Below are 17002 nucleotides of genomic sequence, written 5' to 3'. Positions count from 1 at the left end.
AGGTTCGTGAATTCCAAAAATAAAATAGAAAGACTATGAACAAAAAAGTCCTTTTTTCTGTTGTCATGCTGGCGGCAGTTTTCTCACACAACATTAATGCACAGGAAATTACACTCGATAAAATCTACTCCGGCTATTACCGCGGAAAAGGAATCGCGGGAATTGCGTCCCTGAATGATGGTGAAAACTACGCCACCATTGAGAAAGATGGTATTGCGAAGTATAATTATAAAACGTCTCAGAAATCTGGCAACATCGTAGATGGAAGCTTTGAATCTTATATTTTCTCTGCGGATGAATCTAAGATTTTGTTGCAGAAAGAGAGTCAGGATATATACAGACATTCGTTTTGGGGGAAATTTGATGTGAAGGATTTGAAATCAAATAAAGTAACGCCGCTAAATAATGGAAATTGGATTCAGGAACCGAAATTTTCGCCAGACGGAAGCAAAGTCGCTTTCATAGTTGATAATAATTTGTTTTATCAGGATTTGACTTCGGGGAAAATTACGCAAATCACAAATGACGGGAAGAAAAATTCTATTATCAATGGTCTAGGAGACTGGGTTTATGAGGAAGAGTTTTCTCACGCAGATTATTACCAATGGAACAAAGCCGGCGATGCGATTGTTTTCGTGAGATTTGATGAGTCCAAAGTTCCGGAAATCTATATTCCTATCTATGGAAAATCACTTTATCCAACGGAGATGCGCTACAAATATCCAAAAGCTGGAGAAACAAACTCGACCGTAACGGCGAATCTTTATCAGTTGAATTCAGCAAAAACAACAGCTTTGAATTTGGGAAGTTTTGAGAACTATTACATCCCACAACTTTGGCAGACGAACGGTAAAGACGAAATAGTTTTGGCGACCAGCAACAGGCACCACAATCACGTGGATCTGCTAAAAGTGGATACCAAATCCGGAAACGTGAGCAAACTGCTCACTGAGACCGATAATGCCTGGATAGAAACCGATAATTTGACTTTGGAATTTTTGGATGACAACTCTTTCCTTTGGGCTTCTGAGCGTGATGGGTACAGACAATTGTACTGGTACGACCAAGCTGGAAAATTAAAAAAACAAGTAGCGAAAGGCAATTGGGAAATCACCGATTACTACGGCTACAACCCGAAAACTAAGGAAGCTTACATCCAAACCACAGAAAAAGGAAGTCTGAACAAAGTGGTTTCTAAACTGAATATCAACTCCGGGAAAACAACGTTGATTTCTTATCCTGAAGGCAATAACTCTGCAAGTTTCAGCAGGTCATTCAATTATTTTATCAATACCTATTCGACAGCTTCTTCTCCAAACAAATATGTTTTGAAAGATGCTTCCGGAAAAGAAATTAAAGAATTACAAAACAATAATGAAGCGCTTTCTAAACTTCAGAAAGACAACTTCGTGACGAAGGAATTTATCACTATTCCTAATTCTGTTGGCGACCAATTGAACGCCTGGATCATCAAGCCAAAAAACTTTGACCCGAACAAAAAATATCCATTATTTATGTTCCAATATTCTGGTCCGGGCTCTCAGCAGGTTTCCAACTCCTGGGACGGCGGAAATGGAATCTGGTTCGAAATGTTGGCTCAGAAAGGTTACGTGGTCGCTTGTGTAGATGGCCGTGGAACCGGTTTTAAAGGTTCGAAATTCAAGAAAACGATTTATAAACAACTCGGAAAATACGAAATTGAAGATCAGATTTCTTCTGCGGAATGGTTCGGGAAACAATCTTATATTGACAAATCCAGAATCGGCATCTTCGGATGGAGTTTTGGAGGTTATATGAGTTCTTTGGCTTTGACGAAAGGTGCGGATGTTTTCAAACTGGGAATTGCCGTTGCGCCGGTGACGAACTGGAGATATTATGATACGGTTTACACAGAAAAATTCCTTCAGACGCCACAGGAAAATCCGGAAGGCTATGACCAGAATTCGCCAACGACTTTTGCTAATTTGTTGAAAGGGAAATTCCTGCTAATTCACGGAACGGCTGATGACAACGTACATTTCCAGAACTCTATGGAGTTTTCTGAGGCTTTGATTCAGAACAAAAAACAATTTGAGTTTATGGCTTATCCGGACAAAAATCACAGTATTTACGGTGGACAAACCAGACCTCAGCTTTATGAGAAGATGACGAATTTTATTTTGGAGAATTTGTAGAAGACTAAATATAGAAAATAAAAAAACCGCAGAAGATTTTTTCTTTTGCGGTTTTTTAATATAAGTAAGTTTTCGGATTGATTCGGCTATGCAAAACTGCAATTATAATAATATTGTCATCTTTTAAAACGTAATGCAAATGATAGGGAAATTGTTTTAACAATACAGTGCGTACTGTTTTATACTTAATTTCAAATCCTAATTCGGAATTGACAATTCTTGATTTTGCCTCTTCAATTCTTTCAAGAAACTTAGTTGGTAGTTTTTGATTGATTCGAGAATAATATTCCAAAATCTCTTCGATATCTTGTAATGCCTGAAAACTTAATTCAATATACATTTAGGTATATTTTTTTTTCAATTCTGCAATTGTATTCTCAAAATCTAAAGTATCGTTAGGATTTTTTTCTAGATATAATAACCTTTCATCCAAGATTTCTTTTTGCCAATCTTCCAGCTTCACTTCATTTGAATCTTGTCCATACTTAAATTTTAGAAAGGCAACATAATCGCTCACCTCTTTCAGAAGTTCTTTTGGCAAAGACTTCAAATCGTTTTCCAAATCTTTTATCGTGATTTCCATTGTTCAAATGTTTAGCTTTATCAAATTTAGCAAAATTCTGTTATTATTATAAATGCTAAATTCGGCTGAACATTTTTTAGTTTCTAAATAGGTAAAAACTAAAATTAAAACCTTACAGCATCCACTAATTCTTCCAAATCATAGCCATTCTGAAATATGTAAATAAGTGTGACAACTAAAAATATTGTTACCAGTACTTTGAAAAATTTAGATTTATAAAAAATGCTTATTCATATTTTATTTCAAAACTATCAAAGATTGATAATCTTGACTTGTCAAATCCTGCTAATTTTAATAAACAGACAGTTCAGTAACTATTTTTATTACATCAATTAAATTTAAAATCCTATTTTTGGGAACGTTGTGAAAAATTAAACTTATGAAAACCAAGCATCCAAAAGGCTTACCTTATTTATTTTTTACCGAGATGTGGGAACGTTTTGGTTATTATTTGATTCTCGGGATTTTTGTTCTGTATGTTATCGAGCCCAGCGGAGACAAAGGTGGACTTGGACTGCCCGATAAAATGGCAGATGATGTTTTTGGGACTTATATTGCTTTAACTTATCTCACTCCATTTCTTGGAGGTTTTCTTGCCGAGCGTTTATTAGGCTACATCAAATCCATTTATGTAGGAGGAATATTGATGGCCGCAGGTTATATTGGCCTTGGATTGTTTAAAGAATTACCACTTTTTTATACTTCATTAGGATTGATAATTGTCGGAAACGGATTTTTCAAGCCGACGATTTCTACAGTTTTGGGAAATCTCTATTCCGAAGAACCTTATAAAAAGAACAAAGATACTGGCTACAATATCTTCTATATGGGAATCAATATTGGGGCGTTTGTCTGCAACATTATTGCGGCCTATATGCGTAACCGGTATGGCTGGGGCGAGGCTTTCATCGCTGCTGGTGTCGGGATGCTGATTGGATTGGTGATTTTTAGTTTTGGGTTGAAACATATTCGTCACGCCTGCGAAATGAAAAAAGCACAGGAAGGCGACAGCAAGATATCAGACGTTCTTCTGAAAGTATTTTTACCAGCCTTGATTGCCGGAGCGATTGGTTGGATAATCCCTGACAATATTTTTGGAAGCGATTCTACAGATGCATTTATTTTTGCCTGCATTCCTGTAATTTACTTTTATATTTCGCTTTATTTCAAGGCCAATAAAGATGAGAAAAGACCCATTGGAGCATTACTTTTGATATTCTTGGTTTGTATGTTTTTCTGGGCTATTTTCAAGCAAAACGGAACCGCACTTACACGTTGGGCCAATTATTATACGGACAGAAGTATTCCAGACAAATTGGTAGAACCGATGCGTAACATCTATATGCTCGACGGAAAAGACGGAACTAACGGAAAATCCTATGAAAACAAAGAAGTTCCGGTTTATGACAATCAATTCCGTTCGCAGAAGAATAAAGCTGGAGAAACTATAAAAGTTCAGGGAAAAGATGTTTATTTCAAAAATATCAATCCGGAAGAACAGCAAAAGTTTGAAGCTAATCCGAAACAGGAAGTTTATCTATTCAATACAGAATTATTCCAGTCTATCAATCCATTTTGGGTAATTGTGCTTACACCGGTAATTGTTGGTTTCTGGGCAATTTTCAGAAGGCGAGGAAAAGAACCGACAACACCAACAAAAATCGTGATTGGAACATTTATCACGGCTTTATCCTGTCTGGTAATGGTCGCTGCGGTTTTTGCAGGACAAAATGGTGCCGTAAAAGTATCTCCACTTTGGTTGGTTGCCTGTTATGGTGTCGTAACAATTGGGGAACTTTGCTTGTCACCAATGGGATTATCGGTCGTTTCAAAATTGTCCCCAAGTAGAATCACAGCATTGATGATGGGAGGATTCTTCTTAGCGAATTCTGTCGGAAATAAACTTTCGGGCATTCTTGCCAGCACTTGGTACAATTATGAAAATAAAGAATATTATTTCCTGGTCAACTTTGCTCTGCTGATTTTTGCTTTTGTTCTAGGACTTTTTATGCTGAAGTTTTTGAATAAAGTAATGAAAGAGAAAGGTGTGGATTAATTATTTGAACAAAAAGATACTGGGTAAGTTGATTTACTCCAGTATCTTTTCAAAAGCTTTTCTTGCACTTCCCCGGAAATGGACTTCTCCGCAATATTGATAACCTAATTTGTCCAGAATCGTCAGCATTGCCGGATTATCAAAATTGGTATCTACTTTTATACTGAATGTATTATTCTCTTTTGCAACATCTTCGATAAAGCTGAAAATCTTTTTAGATAAACCTTTCCCAGCAAAGTTGTCTGAAATCGCTACTCTGTGAACCACCAAAAAGTCTCCATTAGTCAGCCATTCTCCTTCGATAGCGTCATAAGCCGGCTCATCATTGAAAATTAGTGCGCTGTAACCTGCCACAATTCCGTCAACCAATAAAACATAACCCAGTCCTTTTTCGATATCAGATTTTACAGTTTCTAAGTTCGGATAACCGTCCTGCCACTGTCGGCTTCCGTCGTTCTTTCTCCTTGTAATAGCGTCCTGTAATATCTCCCAAATCTCTGAAGAATCTTCAGTAATTGCCTTTCTAAATTCTAAATTCATTTCCATAAAAAGACAAAATTAAATCAAATCTATAAAATATGGATTATTAAATCTTGCATAAACAGCAACTTGAATCACTTACGTTTATGAAAAAAAACTATATTTGTTACCTTTAAGAAAATTTAACAATTAATTTATATGGAGACAGTAAAGACTAGTTCGAAACATCCTAAAGGCTTGTGGGTCCTATTTGGGACGGAGATGTGGGAGCGTTTTAATTTTTACGGGATGAGAGCATTGCTTACCTTATTTATGGTAAACTCTCTACTGATAAGAGAAGCAGATGCTTCTATCATCTATGGTGGATTCTTGGCATTATGTTATTTAACGCCACTTCTGGGAGGTTTCATTGCTGATAAATATTTGGGTAACAGAAATTGTATTATTTTAGGAGGAAGTTTGATGGCAATTGGACAATTCTTACTTTTCCTGAGTGCTTCAACTTTTTCTGACAATCTTGGCGGTGCAAAAGGTCTAATGTGGTTTGCTCTTTTTGTAATTATATTCGGAAACGGGTTCTTCAAACCTAACATTTCATCAATGGTGGGAAGTCTTTATCCAAAACAAGAAAAATCTAAATTAGATTCAGCATTTACTATTTTCTATATGGGAATTAACATTGGAGCGTTTCTTGGTCAGTTCATCTGTCCATACGTAGGTGACGTAAAAGATGCATCCGGAGTAAGAGATATCTTTGCTTTCAAATGGGGATTTTTAGCCGCATCGATTGCGATGATTATCGGAACTGTAACGTTCTTCATCCTTAAAAACAGATATGTTGTAACGCCGGAAGGAAGACCAATCGGAGGATTACCAAAGCATAATACAAGCGAAGACTTTGAAGAAGGTGAAGCCCAAACAGCAAAATTCACAGGAAAAGCAATTGGAATTACAACGGTTTTATTTGTGATTCTTTTCTTCATCTTCAGGTACTTTTTGGTAGGCGAATTTGGATTCAACTCTGTGGAAATGGGACAGCTGATAAAAGGAATTATTTATCCTTTCATCTATGCCGCCGGAATTTCATTAGCATTCCTCATTATGAGCTCTGCTGAGAACAAAATCGAAAGACAAAGAATCTGGGTGATCTACATTGTTTCGTTTTTCATTATTTTCTTCTGGGCAGCTTTTGAGCAGGCAGGTTCATCATTAACCTTCATCGCAGATAATCAAACTGACAGAAATATTTTCGGCTGGGATATGCCGCCTTCAATGGTTCAGATTTTCAACGGGCTTTTCGTGGTTCTTTTGGCTTTACCATTCAGTTTACTTTGGGATAAATTAAGAGCCAGAGGCAAAGAACCGGTTTCTCCTTTGAAACAAGCGATTGGTTTGGCTTTGATTGCACTATCTTATTTTATCATTGCTTATAACGTAAAAGACCTTGGAAACTCAGGATTATTAGCTATAAAATGGTTAATTTTACTTTATCTGATCCAAACAATGGGTGAACTTTGTTTATCCCCAATCGGATTATCTTTGGTTGGTAAATTGGCACCTAAACGATTCTCATCTTTATTATATGGTGTATTCTTTATCGCGAATGCTGCGGGTTACGCTTTAGCCGGAACTTTGGGAGCAATCATCCCTGCAACTGGGGACAAATTTGCAAAAGCACAGGAAATCGGTGTTAATCTTCAGGATGTTCTGGATAAAAAAATAACATTAAATCCTGAACAAACAAAAGCTTTTGCTACTGCACAATTGCCGACAGAATACACAACATTCGCAGGTTTTACCATTCACAATCTTTTCGAATTCTTTATGGTTTTCGTGGTGCTTTGTGGAATTGCAGCTGTTTTGTTAGCTTTCTTATCGCCTATTCTTAAAAGAATGATGCACGGTGTGAAGTAAAAAACTTTCACATTGATCTATAAATTTAAACCACCGGATATCCGGTGGTTTTTTAATATATTCAAAACAGCTTCTTTCACATCAAATCTAGTTCAAACACCGCAAATTCTAATTAGTAAGTATTGCTTTTGAATCTTTTTCATAGTTTTAAATTCGAAAAAAACACAAATATGAAAACAAGATTATTTTTTTTACTGGCCTTTCTTTTTCTAATAAAATTGCACGCACAAATTGTAAACATTCCGGATGTAAATTTTAAAGCAGCTTTATTAGCCGGAAATGCACAGGACATAAATGGAAATTACATATATGATCTAGATGCTAATAATGATGGTGAAATACAAGAAACAGAAGCTAAACAAGTATACAAACTCATTTTGTATGGTGATGGAATTCATAGTTTGGAGGGCATAAAGAGTTTTGTTAATCTCCAAATATTAGATTGTGGCAAAAACCTTTTATCCACATTAGATCTACAGGGTTTCTCTAATCTTAAAATTTTGTCTTGTGACAGTCAAATCGCAAATGGATTAGCATTGCTAAATTTACAGGACTGCACTAATCTTGAAGAAGTATATTGTTTTAATAATCAAATTACTTCGTTGAATATAAAGGGATGTGTTAATCTTCAAAAACTATTATGCTATTACAACAATTTGACTTCTTTAAATGTACGAGATTGTACTAATCTTGCAATTTTGGATTGTGCAGATAATCAATTAACTTCTTTAGATTTACACGATTTGACCAATTTACAAGTCTTAAATTGCAATTACAATCAAATAAACTCTTTGGATATAAAAGGTTGTATAAATTTTTATATTCTTTCCTGCAGCTCCAATCAATTGTTTTTTTTAAACTTAGATGAATTAAGTCATCTTAAGAAACTGTATTGTGATCATAATCAATTAACAACTTTAGAACTACAAAACTGTTCCAGTCTTGAATATTTTGATTGCAACAACAATCAACTAGAAACAATACAGATGAAAAATGAAAGTTTCCAAGCATATGTTATCATTCATGACAATCCTAGTTTAAGATCTATTTGTTGTGATGAGATAGAAAAAAGCTACGTACAAAGCCTTGTCAGTACAAATATTACCGTAACAAGCGATTGTTCATTATTACAAACCGAAAATATTTCTAAAACCAAAAAAATATCTGTCTTCCCAAATCCTGTGAAAGATATTTTAAATCTCGAAACATCTGAAAAAATTAAAAAAGTAGAAATTTTAGATTTGTCGGGAAGATTAATGAAAGCTAATTTGAAGGTAGAAAACAACAAAATATCGGTCTCGGATATTGTTAGAGGATATTATATTTTGAAAGTTTATACCGAACATTCTGTGATTGATTCAAAATTCATTAAAGAATAAAACCATAAACCTCTAAAAGACTTAAAAAACCTCTGACTTTCATAGGTTTTTTTTGTTAAATTCGTAGGATGCAAAATGCAATAGCTCTACTAAGCGCTTAACCGATAATCCTTAATTATCATCTATGAATCTTACACTTGAAGAAATCCAGAATTTCAAAGGAAAATATCCTAAACAGATCTGGTCTTTATTTTTCTCAGAAATGTGGGAACGTTTCTGTTTTTACGGGATGCGGGGGATGCTCGTTTTCTTTATGATTTCTCAATTGAAATTTGGCGATGAGCAAGCTAATCTACAATATGGTGCAACACAGGCTTTTGTTTACGCATTTACTTTTGTGGGCGGTTTGTTTGCAGATAAGATTCTTGGATTCAGAAAATCTTTGTTTTGGGGCGGCATTCTGATGATCATAGGTAGCCTTATTCTTGCTGCCAATCCTCACGATTATTTCTTTTTGGGAATCTCGTTCACTGTTGTGGGAACAGGGTTTTTCAAACCGAATATCTCCACAATGGTTGGAAAATTATATAAACCTAACGACACAAGAACCGACGCCGGATTTTCGTTATTCTATGCAGGAATCAATCTTGGAGCACTTTTAGGTGGCTATCTTTGTATCGCCATTGGAAAAGGCGAAATGTTTTCTGATTTTATACCAGAACATAAAAGATGGAATGTAGCTTTCGGATTAGCCGCAATTGTGATGGTCGTCAGTCTGGTTAATTTCATTTTCACACAAAGACGGCTGGGTCCAATCGGACTTGCTCCTCAAAAAATTAATAAGGATGGTTCTTTTTCTCCACTAGAAAAATGGAAAGAATATGGCGTTTACATTCTTTCATTGATTTTCATTCCATTGATCATGACAATGGTTTCTGTTCCACAATACACCGATTATTTTATGTGGACCGTCGGGCCATTGACACTACTCTACCTTTTTTATGAGATGACGAAAGTAACTGCACCTGAACGCAAAAAACTCTGGGCAGCATTGATCTTTATTATTTTCTCCATTCTATTCTGGGGAATCTATGAGCAAAGCGGTGGCTCACTCAGTATTTTCGCAGCGAAGAATCTCAACAAAGACCTTTTCGGATTGGATCCGAATGGTGTTAACAATTCAGGAGGCGCTTTCTTTATCATTTTTCTGGCACCATTAGTTGGATTATTTTGGATCTGGCTAAACAAAAAGAAACTGGAACCAAATACTATCAACAAATTCGGATTAGGATTTATATTCTTAGGATTAGGCTATTATGTCCTTTTTGGAACCAAATTTTTCGCCAATCTGCAAGGGATAACTTCGCTTAATATCTTTACCATAGCACTATTAGTGATTACCTTCGGAGAGCTATGTCTATCACCAATCGGATTGTCTATTATGACAAAACTGTCCACAGAAAAACTACAGGGAATGATGATGGGAATGTGGTTCTTAGCTTCTGCTTATGGGCAATATGTTGCAGGGCAAATAGGAGCAGGATTAGCAAAAGTAAAATCCGGGGCCACCAATCATGATGCTCTTATCACTTACACCGATGGATATAAACAATTGGGATTATATGCATTGATTGCCGGAGTAATATTAATTTTGATTTCACCATTCGTAAAAAAACTGATGCAGGGTGTAAAGTAAAAAGGGTAACTAAAACGTCTAAACCATAAGAATGTAATTAAAAGTATATTAAAAAAACACAAATGAAAAAACTAATACTAATATTTCTTTTAACAACCGGATTCTTTGGAATCGCCCAAGTCCGCTGGATAACACTTTCGCAGGCTCTGGAGGCTCAGAAAAAAGAACCGAGAAAAATCCTCATCGATTTTTATGCAGATTGGTGCGCGCCGTGCAAGGAGATGGAGAAATACACGTTCAATCACCCGGAAATTGCAAAAATCATCAACCAATATTATTATGCTGTCAAGTTTGAGAGCGATGGAAACGAATCTGTAACTTTTGCAGGGCATAAATTCACAAATCCTGACTACAAAAGTAAAAAGGGAAAGAACGGTCTACACCAGTTCTCAAAATATATGAACATCAACATTATCCCGACAATGATTTTCCTGGATGAAAATACCGACCCGATCACAAGCCTGTCTGGTGCTCTAAAAGCGAAAGAAGTGGAGCCATATTTCACAATGATCGCAAAAAATGAGTATAAAAACATCAAGACCCAAAAAGAATGGGAAAGCTACCAGAAGAAGTTTAGATCCAAGATAAAGGAATAGAAATCATTATAAAAGGAATTTTCTAATTAAATCCAACAGAAACATTAAAAGTTCTTAGCAAAATACCAAACTTAATTTTATCTTTTTGGATTGATAAAGCTTAGATTCGTACGAAATGACAAAGATCGTGTTTTTCTTTTGTGCTTTTTGTGGTTTCCTTTAATTTCCCGAAATTCGTCAAAATTAATTTTTTAATTGACTTTAGAAACTTCCATAGAATTTCTCAAAAATATCGGAACCGAACGCGCAAAACTCATCAAAAACGTGTTGGGTATATCGACTGTGGAAGACCTTCTGACATTTTACCCAATCCGATATATTGATAAAAGCAAAATCTATAAAATCGGAAACTTGACAAAATATTCTGAAACAGACATACAGCTAAAAGGAAAAATCACCGACTTACAGGAAGTGGTTTATGAAAAGGGAAAACGTTTGTCTGCAAAGTTCCGCGATGAAACGGGAACGATGGATTTGATCTGGTTTCGATACACCAACTGGATGAAAGATGCAATTCCGCTTAATAAAGATATTTTCATTTTTGGCAAAGTCAATTTCTTTAATGGAAATTTCTCAATGCCACATCCGGAAATTGAGGTCGATGAAAAGAAAGCTTTATCAGGAACGCTTTTGCCCGTTTATCCAGGGAGTGAGAAATTAACCAAACGGGGCATTACCAATAAGTTATTCCAAACTGCGATTTTCAATCTTTTGAAGGATTTACCAAATTTTATTTCGGAGAATTTGCCCGAATATCTTTTGAAATCGATGAAGTTGATGGGAAGACTGAATTCTTACTACAATATTCATTTTCCTAAAGATTTAAAACATTACGATGAAGCCAATCGACGATTGAAATTCGAGGAAGCTTTTTTCTTTCAATTGGGTTATGGACTTAAAAAGCTTCATCAAAAAACTAAATCATTTGGAAATCCGTTTCCAATTGTTGGTGATTATTTCAATCAATTCTATGAAAATAATCTTCCATTTGAATTAACCAACGCCCAAAAACGTGTTCTAAAGGAAATCCGAACCGATATGAAACGTTCGACCCAAATGAACCGATTATTGCAAGGCGACGTTGGCTCGGGGAAAACGATGGTGGCATTATTAACAATGCTGATTGCGATGGACAACGGTTTCCAGTCTTGTCTTATGGCGCCGACAGAGATTTTGGCACAACAACATTTTAATTCAATTCAGGAATTATTAGAAAATACTGATATAAAAGTCCTGTTGCTGACAGGTTCATCCAAAACCAAGGAACGAAGAATCATCCACGAGGAACTGGAAAACGGCGAACTTTCTATTTTGATTGGAACACACGCAATTCTTGAAGATAAAGTGAAATTCCATAAACTGGGATTAGCGATTATCGATGAGCAGCATAGATTCGGAGTGGCTCAGCGGGCAAAACTTTGGGCAAAAAATAATATTCCGCCACACATTTTAGTGATGACAGCAACGCCCATTCCGAGAACTTTGGCAATGAGTTTTTATTCGGATTTGGATGTTTCTGTAATTGATGAATTGCCGATTGGAAGAAAACCAATCATCACGGCTCACAGACGGGAAAAGGATAGACTTTCGGTTTACAATTTCTGTCGAGAAGAAATAGAGAAAGGACGTCAAATTTATTTTGTTTATCCATTAATTGAAGAATCTGAAACTCTAGATTACAAAAATCTGATGGAAGGTCTGGAACACGTTATGAATTTCTTCAAAAGTTATAATGTGACAATGGTTCACGGAAGAATGAAACCCACTGAGAAAGATATCAATATGCAATATTTTGCATCGGGACAAGCACAGATCATGGTTGCAACAACCGTAATAGAGGTTGGTGTGAATGTCCCGAACGCTTCTGTAATGGTAATAGAAAGTGCGGAGAGATTCGGGTTGTCACAGCTTCATCAGTTGCGCGGACGTGTTGGTAGAGGCGCAGAACAGAGCTATTGCATCCTGATGTCAGACGACAAACTGAGCAAAGAAAGCCGAACAAGAATCAAAACAATGGTTCAGACGAATGATGGTTTCAAAATCTCGGAAGTGGATATGGAATTGCGTGGTCCTGGGGACATTCTGGGAACTCAGCAAAGCGGTGTCGTGGATTTCAAAAAGTTAAGTCTGATAGAAGATTCTGTTATTATAAAAGTTTCGAAACAAGCTGTGGAACAGATCCTGGAAAAAGATTCTTTGCTTAATCATCCGGACAATCTTGTGATGAAGCAATATTACATAAAGCAATATAAAGGGAAAAATAAGTGGTCGCAGATTAGTTAGAGAGGTTTTTGTATTTGAGAGTTTAAGTTAAAACCTGAATTAAATTTAACCAAAAAAGTCTGCTATAAAATAACAGACTTCTAAATTTAAAAAATAGTATATGAAGAAAAATTACTATCAGGCGTTCTGATTTCGTTCTGGGACAAATCTAAAATTATCCGCGAAATAGAATTTTAATGAATGATTATTCGTTTATTAATAATGCTTAAGGATAAGTTTAGTCAAGTTTTACTGAGAATTAATACGTACATAATACTGTTTTAGAAAATTGATATTTGAAATATTTTAATTTTCATTAATGAACTTAAAATCAGAATTAAAGCAAAATAGAAAAGTCCGGAATCTAATTGATAAAAATTTCAAGTTTGAAAGCTGTTCATTCTCAATTCACTTTTAGCGAGTAAAATGAGGAAAAAATCATTCACAAAAAAGCATCTGCGAGGTTGCAAATGCTTTGGTAAATTATTAATCAATCATAAATTCCATAAGGTAATCATCCATCACATAACCGTTTCCGATGTCGAAAATTGCTTCATCATAAACTTTGAAACCTTGAGATTCATAAAATTTTTGGGCCATATTATTTTTATTGACCGTTAAGACTACTCTTTTATCATTTACGTTTTTTGCTTCATTGATTACAAATTCCAATGCTTTTTTTCCCAAGCCTTTTCCTTGCGCTTCTTTCAGAAAATAGATGCGGTGAAGTTTTGTAGTTTCTGCTTCCTGATGAATCTCGAAGCCGATGAAACCTAAGAATTCATTATTTTCTTGAACTAAATAATATTGATAATTAGGGTTTTCAAAATGCTCTTTTAAAGTTTTCTCGGAATACATCAATTCCAGCATATAGTCGATTTGCTCTTGCTTCAGAATATTGGCATAAGCGAAACTCCATGATTTTTTAGCTAAATCCTGAATGGTTGGAATATCTTTTTGTTCGGCTTTGATAATCATGATTTAAAAAATTTCTTTGATGATTTCCAGAGATCTAGGTTCTCGGAAATCGGTAAAATGATAATGAAAATAAACTAGAATGGAATCGAGGAAGTTTTGTTTTCCTATTCTGCTTAGCTTTATATCATATGGAGTTTGGGAAATAATTAATTCTTTCCAAATCGCAGAAATATCTTTATCAAAAAAATGATGAGATTCGGTTTCCTCGAAGTTTCCTGATTCTGGATTCAAGTAGGTTTTGTTGGAAAATAATGGCTGTAATCCCTGTTGCTTTAGTAATCTAAAAATAAATATCAAATGAGATTGGAAATTATCCATTTGCAATTGACTCAAGAAAATAGAAATCTCGGAATATATATTTTGATTTTGATTTTCATTCCTAAGAACTTGATTCAGCAAATCTGAAATAAAAAAGAGAATAGAATTTTTCCGAATATCAGAAGTGAAAAGCTCCGGGTTTTTCTGCTCTATTTTGGTAATATTCCGAATATTTTTTTTCTTGTCTGAAGTGTAAAGCAATAATTCATTCAATGGAAAAAGGAAAGCCTTCTTCTTATTCTTCGGAGCATAGATTCCTTTTGCAAAAAAGCTTTCGAACCCGTTTTCTTTACAAAAACAATGGAGAACAGCATCGTGATCTCCATATTTTGTATAAGATAGTAAAAAAACTTCTTGGGTCATTTCTTAATTTACGACAGCTATTTTTGCGGTGGCTGTATCAGTTCCATCTTCATTGGTCATCAAAACATAATAGATTCCTGACGCTACTCTTACGCCTCTTTGATTATTAAGATTCCATTCGAAATATCCGCCATTGGCGACTGCAGAATGCACAAGGTTACCTGCTGCATCTGTAATTCTGATATTAGTTTTAGAAGCCAGACCTCGAATCCTTACATTACCTTTGTACTGGGAATAGACAACAGGATTAGGGTATACCAAGACGTTTCCAAAATTAGATGTAACTTCTGTGACATCACCTTGATAAACCATTATCCCATCCAAAGTTGCAAAATAGACTTTCCCTGTCTTTTCATCAATCTGTATATCTGTCACACTATCATTTGGTAATGGAGAGTTTGCTTTTGTAAAATGGTAAATAGTCTTATCACCATTAGAACTGATGTAGAAGACTCCTCCTCCTGCAACTGAAACCCATTTCTGATTACCAGAATCCGCAGTGATCTGTAGTATATTAGCATCTCTAAAGAGTTCTTCTGCCAATCCATTCTCTTCTATTATGATCTCTTCTGTTTGTGGACTGGCTTCCAAAATCGCAGCTTTAGGATTTGATAACACCCTGAGTCCCTCTGAAGTCCCTATCCAAAGATCATCATTTTTATCCAGTGCTACGCTTACTGCATCTGCAACCGGAAGATTATTATCCCTGTTCAGAAGTTTTAAAGAATCATCTGAACTATTAAATGGTGTATTATTATAATTGTACATCAATAACCCTCCAATCCCTCTTGGTATAGGAATATAAAGAGCACCATCTTTTGAGATCGGCTTCTGTGCCCCATCACTAATGGATGTTGTAGTTAACACAAAATTATCCGCACTTCTGTTAAAAGAGTAAAATCCGGTTGTGCCAGTAGTATTTTGAAGAAATGCTACAGAACATATTAAATTATTATTTGAATCAAATGTACATCCCACTGGTCTGGAAAGATCTTTGGTACCTTCTGAAACGTATTTTTTCACAAACTGGTCATTCACCATCTTATATATTCCTTTATCAGAATCAAAAGCCGGCCCCCATGGCGATGTAGTATAATAGTTGGTAAAAAATACTTCTGATGGGTCTGACGGGTTGGGTGTCACATCTAAAAGGCAGTAAAATCTGTATGGGTCATTTTTAAACAAATCCGGATATATCCAAGAGTTACCATCGAAATGATAATATCCCAATCTTTGACTGAGAGGTGTATTATACTGTCCTTCTCTAATTCCAGTAGAAACCCAGATCTGATTATTTAACAATGAGATTTTGTATGATATATTACTGAATGGGCCATCTGGTTTCAGGCTGTTTTTTTGTTCATTAAACATCCCTGAAGCCATAGTTCCTGTAAATAATGTATTATTATAAATCAAAGCAGTATTGACGAGTTCTCCTGCGTCGAATTTTTTTTGTTGTATACCATTGGTATTATAAACATAAACCTGAGCTTGGTCGGTAACAATAATCTGATTCTGAGTAACTCTAATATCCTGGATATCTATAAACCCAGAAATTGTTGAGAAGCTCGACCCGTTGCCGTATCTAACTTCCTTAGCTGTGGCAAAAGCGATAACATTATTAGCGTCAATTTTTTTGAAAATACCAGTCTGTATCAAGTTGGGGCTTGCATTCCATTCAGAATATATTGCAAATGTAGAATTAATTTCGTGTTGTTTCAATCCTTGACCTGTTGCAACATACACGGTATTATCTTTGATAACAGCAGAATTTACAGCTTCATAAGTCGATCCCGTTGAAAAAAAGGCAGTATCTCCGAATTCCCTTCTTGTAACATTAAATATTGACACTCCGTAGCCAGTAGAAATAATTGCCCTATCACCATTTATAGAAATATGATTAATTCTTTTGCTTCCGTTATATGATGCATTTAAAGGAATATCTACGATTAAAAATATTCCGTTTGGTGTAATAACATCCAAAGATCCATTTTCATACCCGACAATACCTGTTTGAGTTGTTGAATTATAATCGAAAGCCGAAATTTTAACTTCGTGCAAACCATTGGCTTTCGACAATTTTTTGATCTCGCCCGTCCCAGGGTAGTAATAAAAAATTCCGTTTTCTGTAGCAGCAACCAATCGATCACCATCCTCTCTTATAACTTTCACATTATTGTAAGAGAAAAGATCGCTCCACTTGCTTTGTGCATTAGAGATCAGAGCTATGCAAAATGATATAATTAATAAAATTTTCTTCATC

At 35.4% G+C, this 17002-nt stretch carries 13 protein-coding genes; 7 read left to right on the top strand and 6 right to left on the bottom strand.

The genetic code is table 11. From position 1 onward, the window contains the following. Nucleotides 1-35: 35 nt before the first annotated feature. Complete coding sequence (locus RTX21_RS14980) at nt 36-2174, top strand: S9 family peptidase (protein ID WP_312768831.1); 2139 nt, start codon at nt 36-38, stop codon at nt 2172-2174. 55 nt (nt 2175-2229) lie between these two features. On the opposite strand, the gene RTX21_RS14975 is transcribed toward RTX21_RS14980, so the two are convergent. Both RTX21_RS14975 and RTX21_RS14970 read right to left on the bottom strand, forming a co-directional pair. Continuing rightward, nucleotides 2230-2514: a type II toxin-antitoxin system RelE/ParE family toxin gene (locus RTX21_RS14975; protein WP_312768829.1), complete on the bottom strand. Its 285-nt coding sequence runs from the start codon at nt 2512-2514 to the stop codon at nt 2230-2232. Then, the gene (locus tag RTX21_RS14970; RefSeq protein WP_312768827.1) at nt 2515-2757 is read right to left on the bottom strand and encodes a hypothetical protein; all 243 of its coding nucleotides are present in this window, start codon (nt 2755-2757) and stop codon (nt 2515-2517) included. Between the two features lie 379 nt (nt 2758-3136). Between RTX21_RS14970 and RTX21_RS14965 the strand changes: the two genes are divergently transcribed. Then, a complete protein-coding gene (locus RTX21_RS14965; protein WP_312768826.1) occupies nt 3137-4813 on the top strand; it encodes a peptide MFS transporter in 1677 nt (558 codons plus the stop codon). Nucleotides 4814-4846: 33 nt separating this feature from the next. On the opposite strand, the gene RTX21_RS14960 is transcribed toward RTX21_RS14965, so the two are convergent. Next, the gene (locus tag RTX21_RS14960) at nt 4847-5359 is read right to left on the bottom strand and encodes a GNAT family N-acetyltransferase (protein WP_312768825.1); all 513 of its coding nucleotides are present in this window, start codon (nt 5357-5359) and stop codon (nt 4847-4849) included. A gap of 132 nt (nt 5360-5491) precedes the next feature. Here RTX21_RS14960 and RTX21_RS14955 point away from each other — a divergent pair, with 132 nt between their 5' ends. From RTX21_RS14955 to recG, 5 genes are all read left to right on the top strand, one after another. Continuing rightward, on the top strand, nt 5492-7207 hold the full coding sequence (locus RTX21_RS14955) for a peptide MFS transporter (RefSeq protein WP_312768824.1): 1716 nt from the start codon (nt 5492-5494) through the stop codon (nt 7205-7207). Between the two features lie 170 nt (nt 7208-7377). Beyond that, entirely contained in the window at nt 7378-8586 is a 1209-nt protein-coding gene (locus RTX21_RS14950; protein WP_312768823.1) for a leucine-rich repeat domain-containing protein, read from the top strand. A 124-nt stretch (nt 8587-8710) separates the two neighbouring features. Beyond that, entirely contained in the window at nt 8711-10222 is a 1512-nt protein-coding gene (locus tag RTX21_RS14945) for a peptide MFS transporter (RefSeq protein ID WP_312768821.1), read from the top strand. Between the two features lie 62 nt (nt 10223-10284). After that, the gene (locus RTX21_RS14940) at nt 10285-10818 is read left to right on the top strand and encodes a thioredoxin family protein (protein ID WP_312768820.1); all 534 of its coding nucleotides are present in this window, start codon (nt 10285-10287) and stop codon (nt 10816-10818) included. A 195-nt stretch (nt 10819-11013) separates the two neighbouring features. Next, on the top strand, nt 11014-13101 hold the full coding sequence (gene recG / locus RTX21_RS14935) for an ATP-dependent DNA helicase RecG (RefSeq protein WP_312768818.1): 2088 nt from the start codon (nt 11014-11016) through the stop codon (nt 13099-13101). Nucleotides 13102-13566: 465 nt separating this feature from the next. On the opposite strand, the gene RTX21_RS14930 is transcribed toward recG, so the two are convergent. Genes RTX21_RS14930 through RTX21_RS14920 form a run of 3 tightly spaced genes read right to left on the bottom strand, consistent with a single transcriptional unit; the run spans nt 13567 to nt 17001 of the window. Then, nucleotides 13567-14058 carry a GNAT family N-acetyltransferase gene (locus tag RTX21_RS14930; RefSeq protein WP_312768816.1) on the bottom strand — a complete coding sequence of 164 codons (492 nt, stop codon included), beginning with the start codon at nt 14056-14058 and terminating at the stop codon, nt 13567-13569. A gap of 3 nt (nt 14059-14061) precedes the next feature. Then, nucleotides 14062-14739, bottom strand: a complete 678-nt coding sequence (locus RTX21_RS14925; RefSeq protein ID WP_312768813.1) for a recombination protein O N-terminal domain-containing protein — start codon at nt 14737-14739, stop codon at nt 14062-14064. Nucleotides 14740-14742: 3 nt separating this feature from the next. After that, the gene (locus RTX21_RS14920) at nt 14743-17001 is read right to left on the bottom strand and encodes a hypothetical protein (protein WP_312768812.1); all 2259 of its coding nucleotides are present in this window, start codon (nt 16999-17001) and stop codon (nt 14743-14745) included. Nucleotide 17002 lies beyond the last annotated feature (1 nt).

The organism is Epilithonimonas sp. (genome assembly GCF_032054305.1).
GTDB lineage: Bacteria > Bacteroidota > Bacteroidia > Flavobacteriales > Weeksellaceae > Epilithonimonas.
The sequence above is the reverse complement of the archived record's forward strand: the minus strand, read 5'-3'. Positions and strand labels throughout refer to the sequence as shown.

What these genes read in the sequence shown, in the direction of transcription:
- RTX21_RS14975 (WP_312768829.1), bottom strand. Translation starts at nt 2,514, where the DNA reads ATGTATATTGAATTAAGTTTTCAGGCATTACAAGATATCGAAGAGATT.
- RTX21_RS14960 (WP_312768825.1), bottom strand. Translation starts at nt 5,359, where the DNA reads ATGGAAATGAATTTAGAATTTAGAAAGGCAATTACTGAAGATTCTTCA.
- RTX21_RS14945 (WP_312768821.1), top strand. Translation starts at nt 8,711, where the DNA reads ATGAATCTTACACTTGAAGAAATCCAGAATTTCAAAGGAAAATATCCT.
- RTX21_RS14940 (WP_312768820.1), top strand. Translation starts at nt 10,285, where the DNA reads ATGAAAAAACTAATACTAATATTTCTTTTAACAACCGGATTCTTTGGA.
- RTX21_RS14955 (WP_312768824.1), top strand. Translation starts at nt 5,492, where the DNA reads ATGGAGACAGTAAAGACTAGTTCGAAACATCCTAAAGGCTTGTGGGTC.
- RTX21_RS14930 (WP_312768816.1), bottom strand. Translation starts at nt 14,058, where the DNA reads ATGATTATCAAAGCCGAACAAAAAGATATTCCAACCATTCAGGATTTA.
- RTX21_RS14970 (WP_312768827.1), bottom strand. Translation starts at nt 2,757, where the DNA reads ATGGAAATCACGATAAAAGATTTGGAAAACGATTTGAAGTCTTTGCCA.
- RTX21_RS14950 (WP_312768823.1), top strand. Translation starts at nt 7,378, where the DNA reads ATGAAAACAAGATTATTTTTTTTACTGGCCTTTCTTTTTCTAATAAAA.
- RTX21_RS14980 (WP_312768831.1), top strand. Translation starts at nt 36, where the DNA reads ATGAACAAAAAAGTCCTTTTTTCTGTTGTCATGCTGGCGGCAGTTTTC.
- RTX21_RS14920 (WP_312768812.1), bottom strand. Translation starts at nt 17,001, where the DNA reads ATGAAGAAAATTTTATTAATTATATCATTTTGCATAGCTCTGATCTCT.
- RTX21_RS14965 (WP_312768826.1), top strand. Translation starts at nt 3,137, where the DNA reads ATGAAAACCAAGCATCCAAAAGGCTTACCTTATTTATTTTTTACCGAG.
- RTX21_RS14925 (WP_312768813.1), bottom strand. Translation starts at nt 14,739, where the DNA reads ATGACCCAAGAAGTTTTTTTACTATCTTATACAAAATATGGAGATCAC.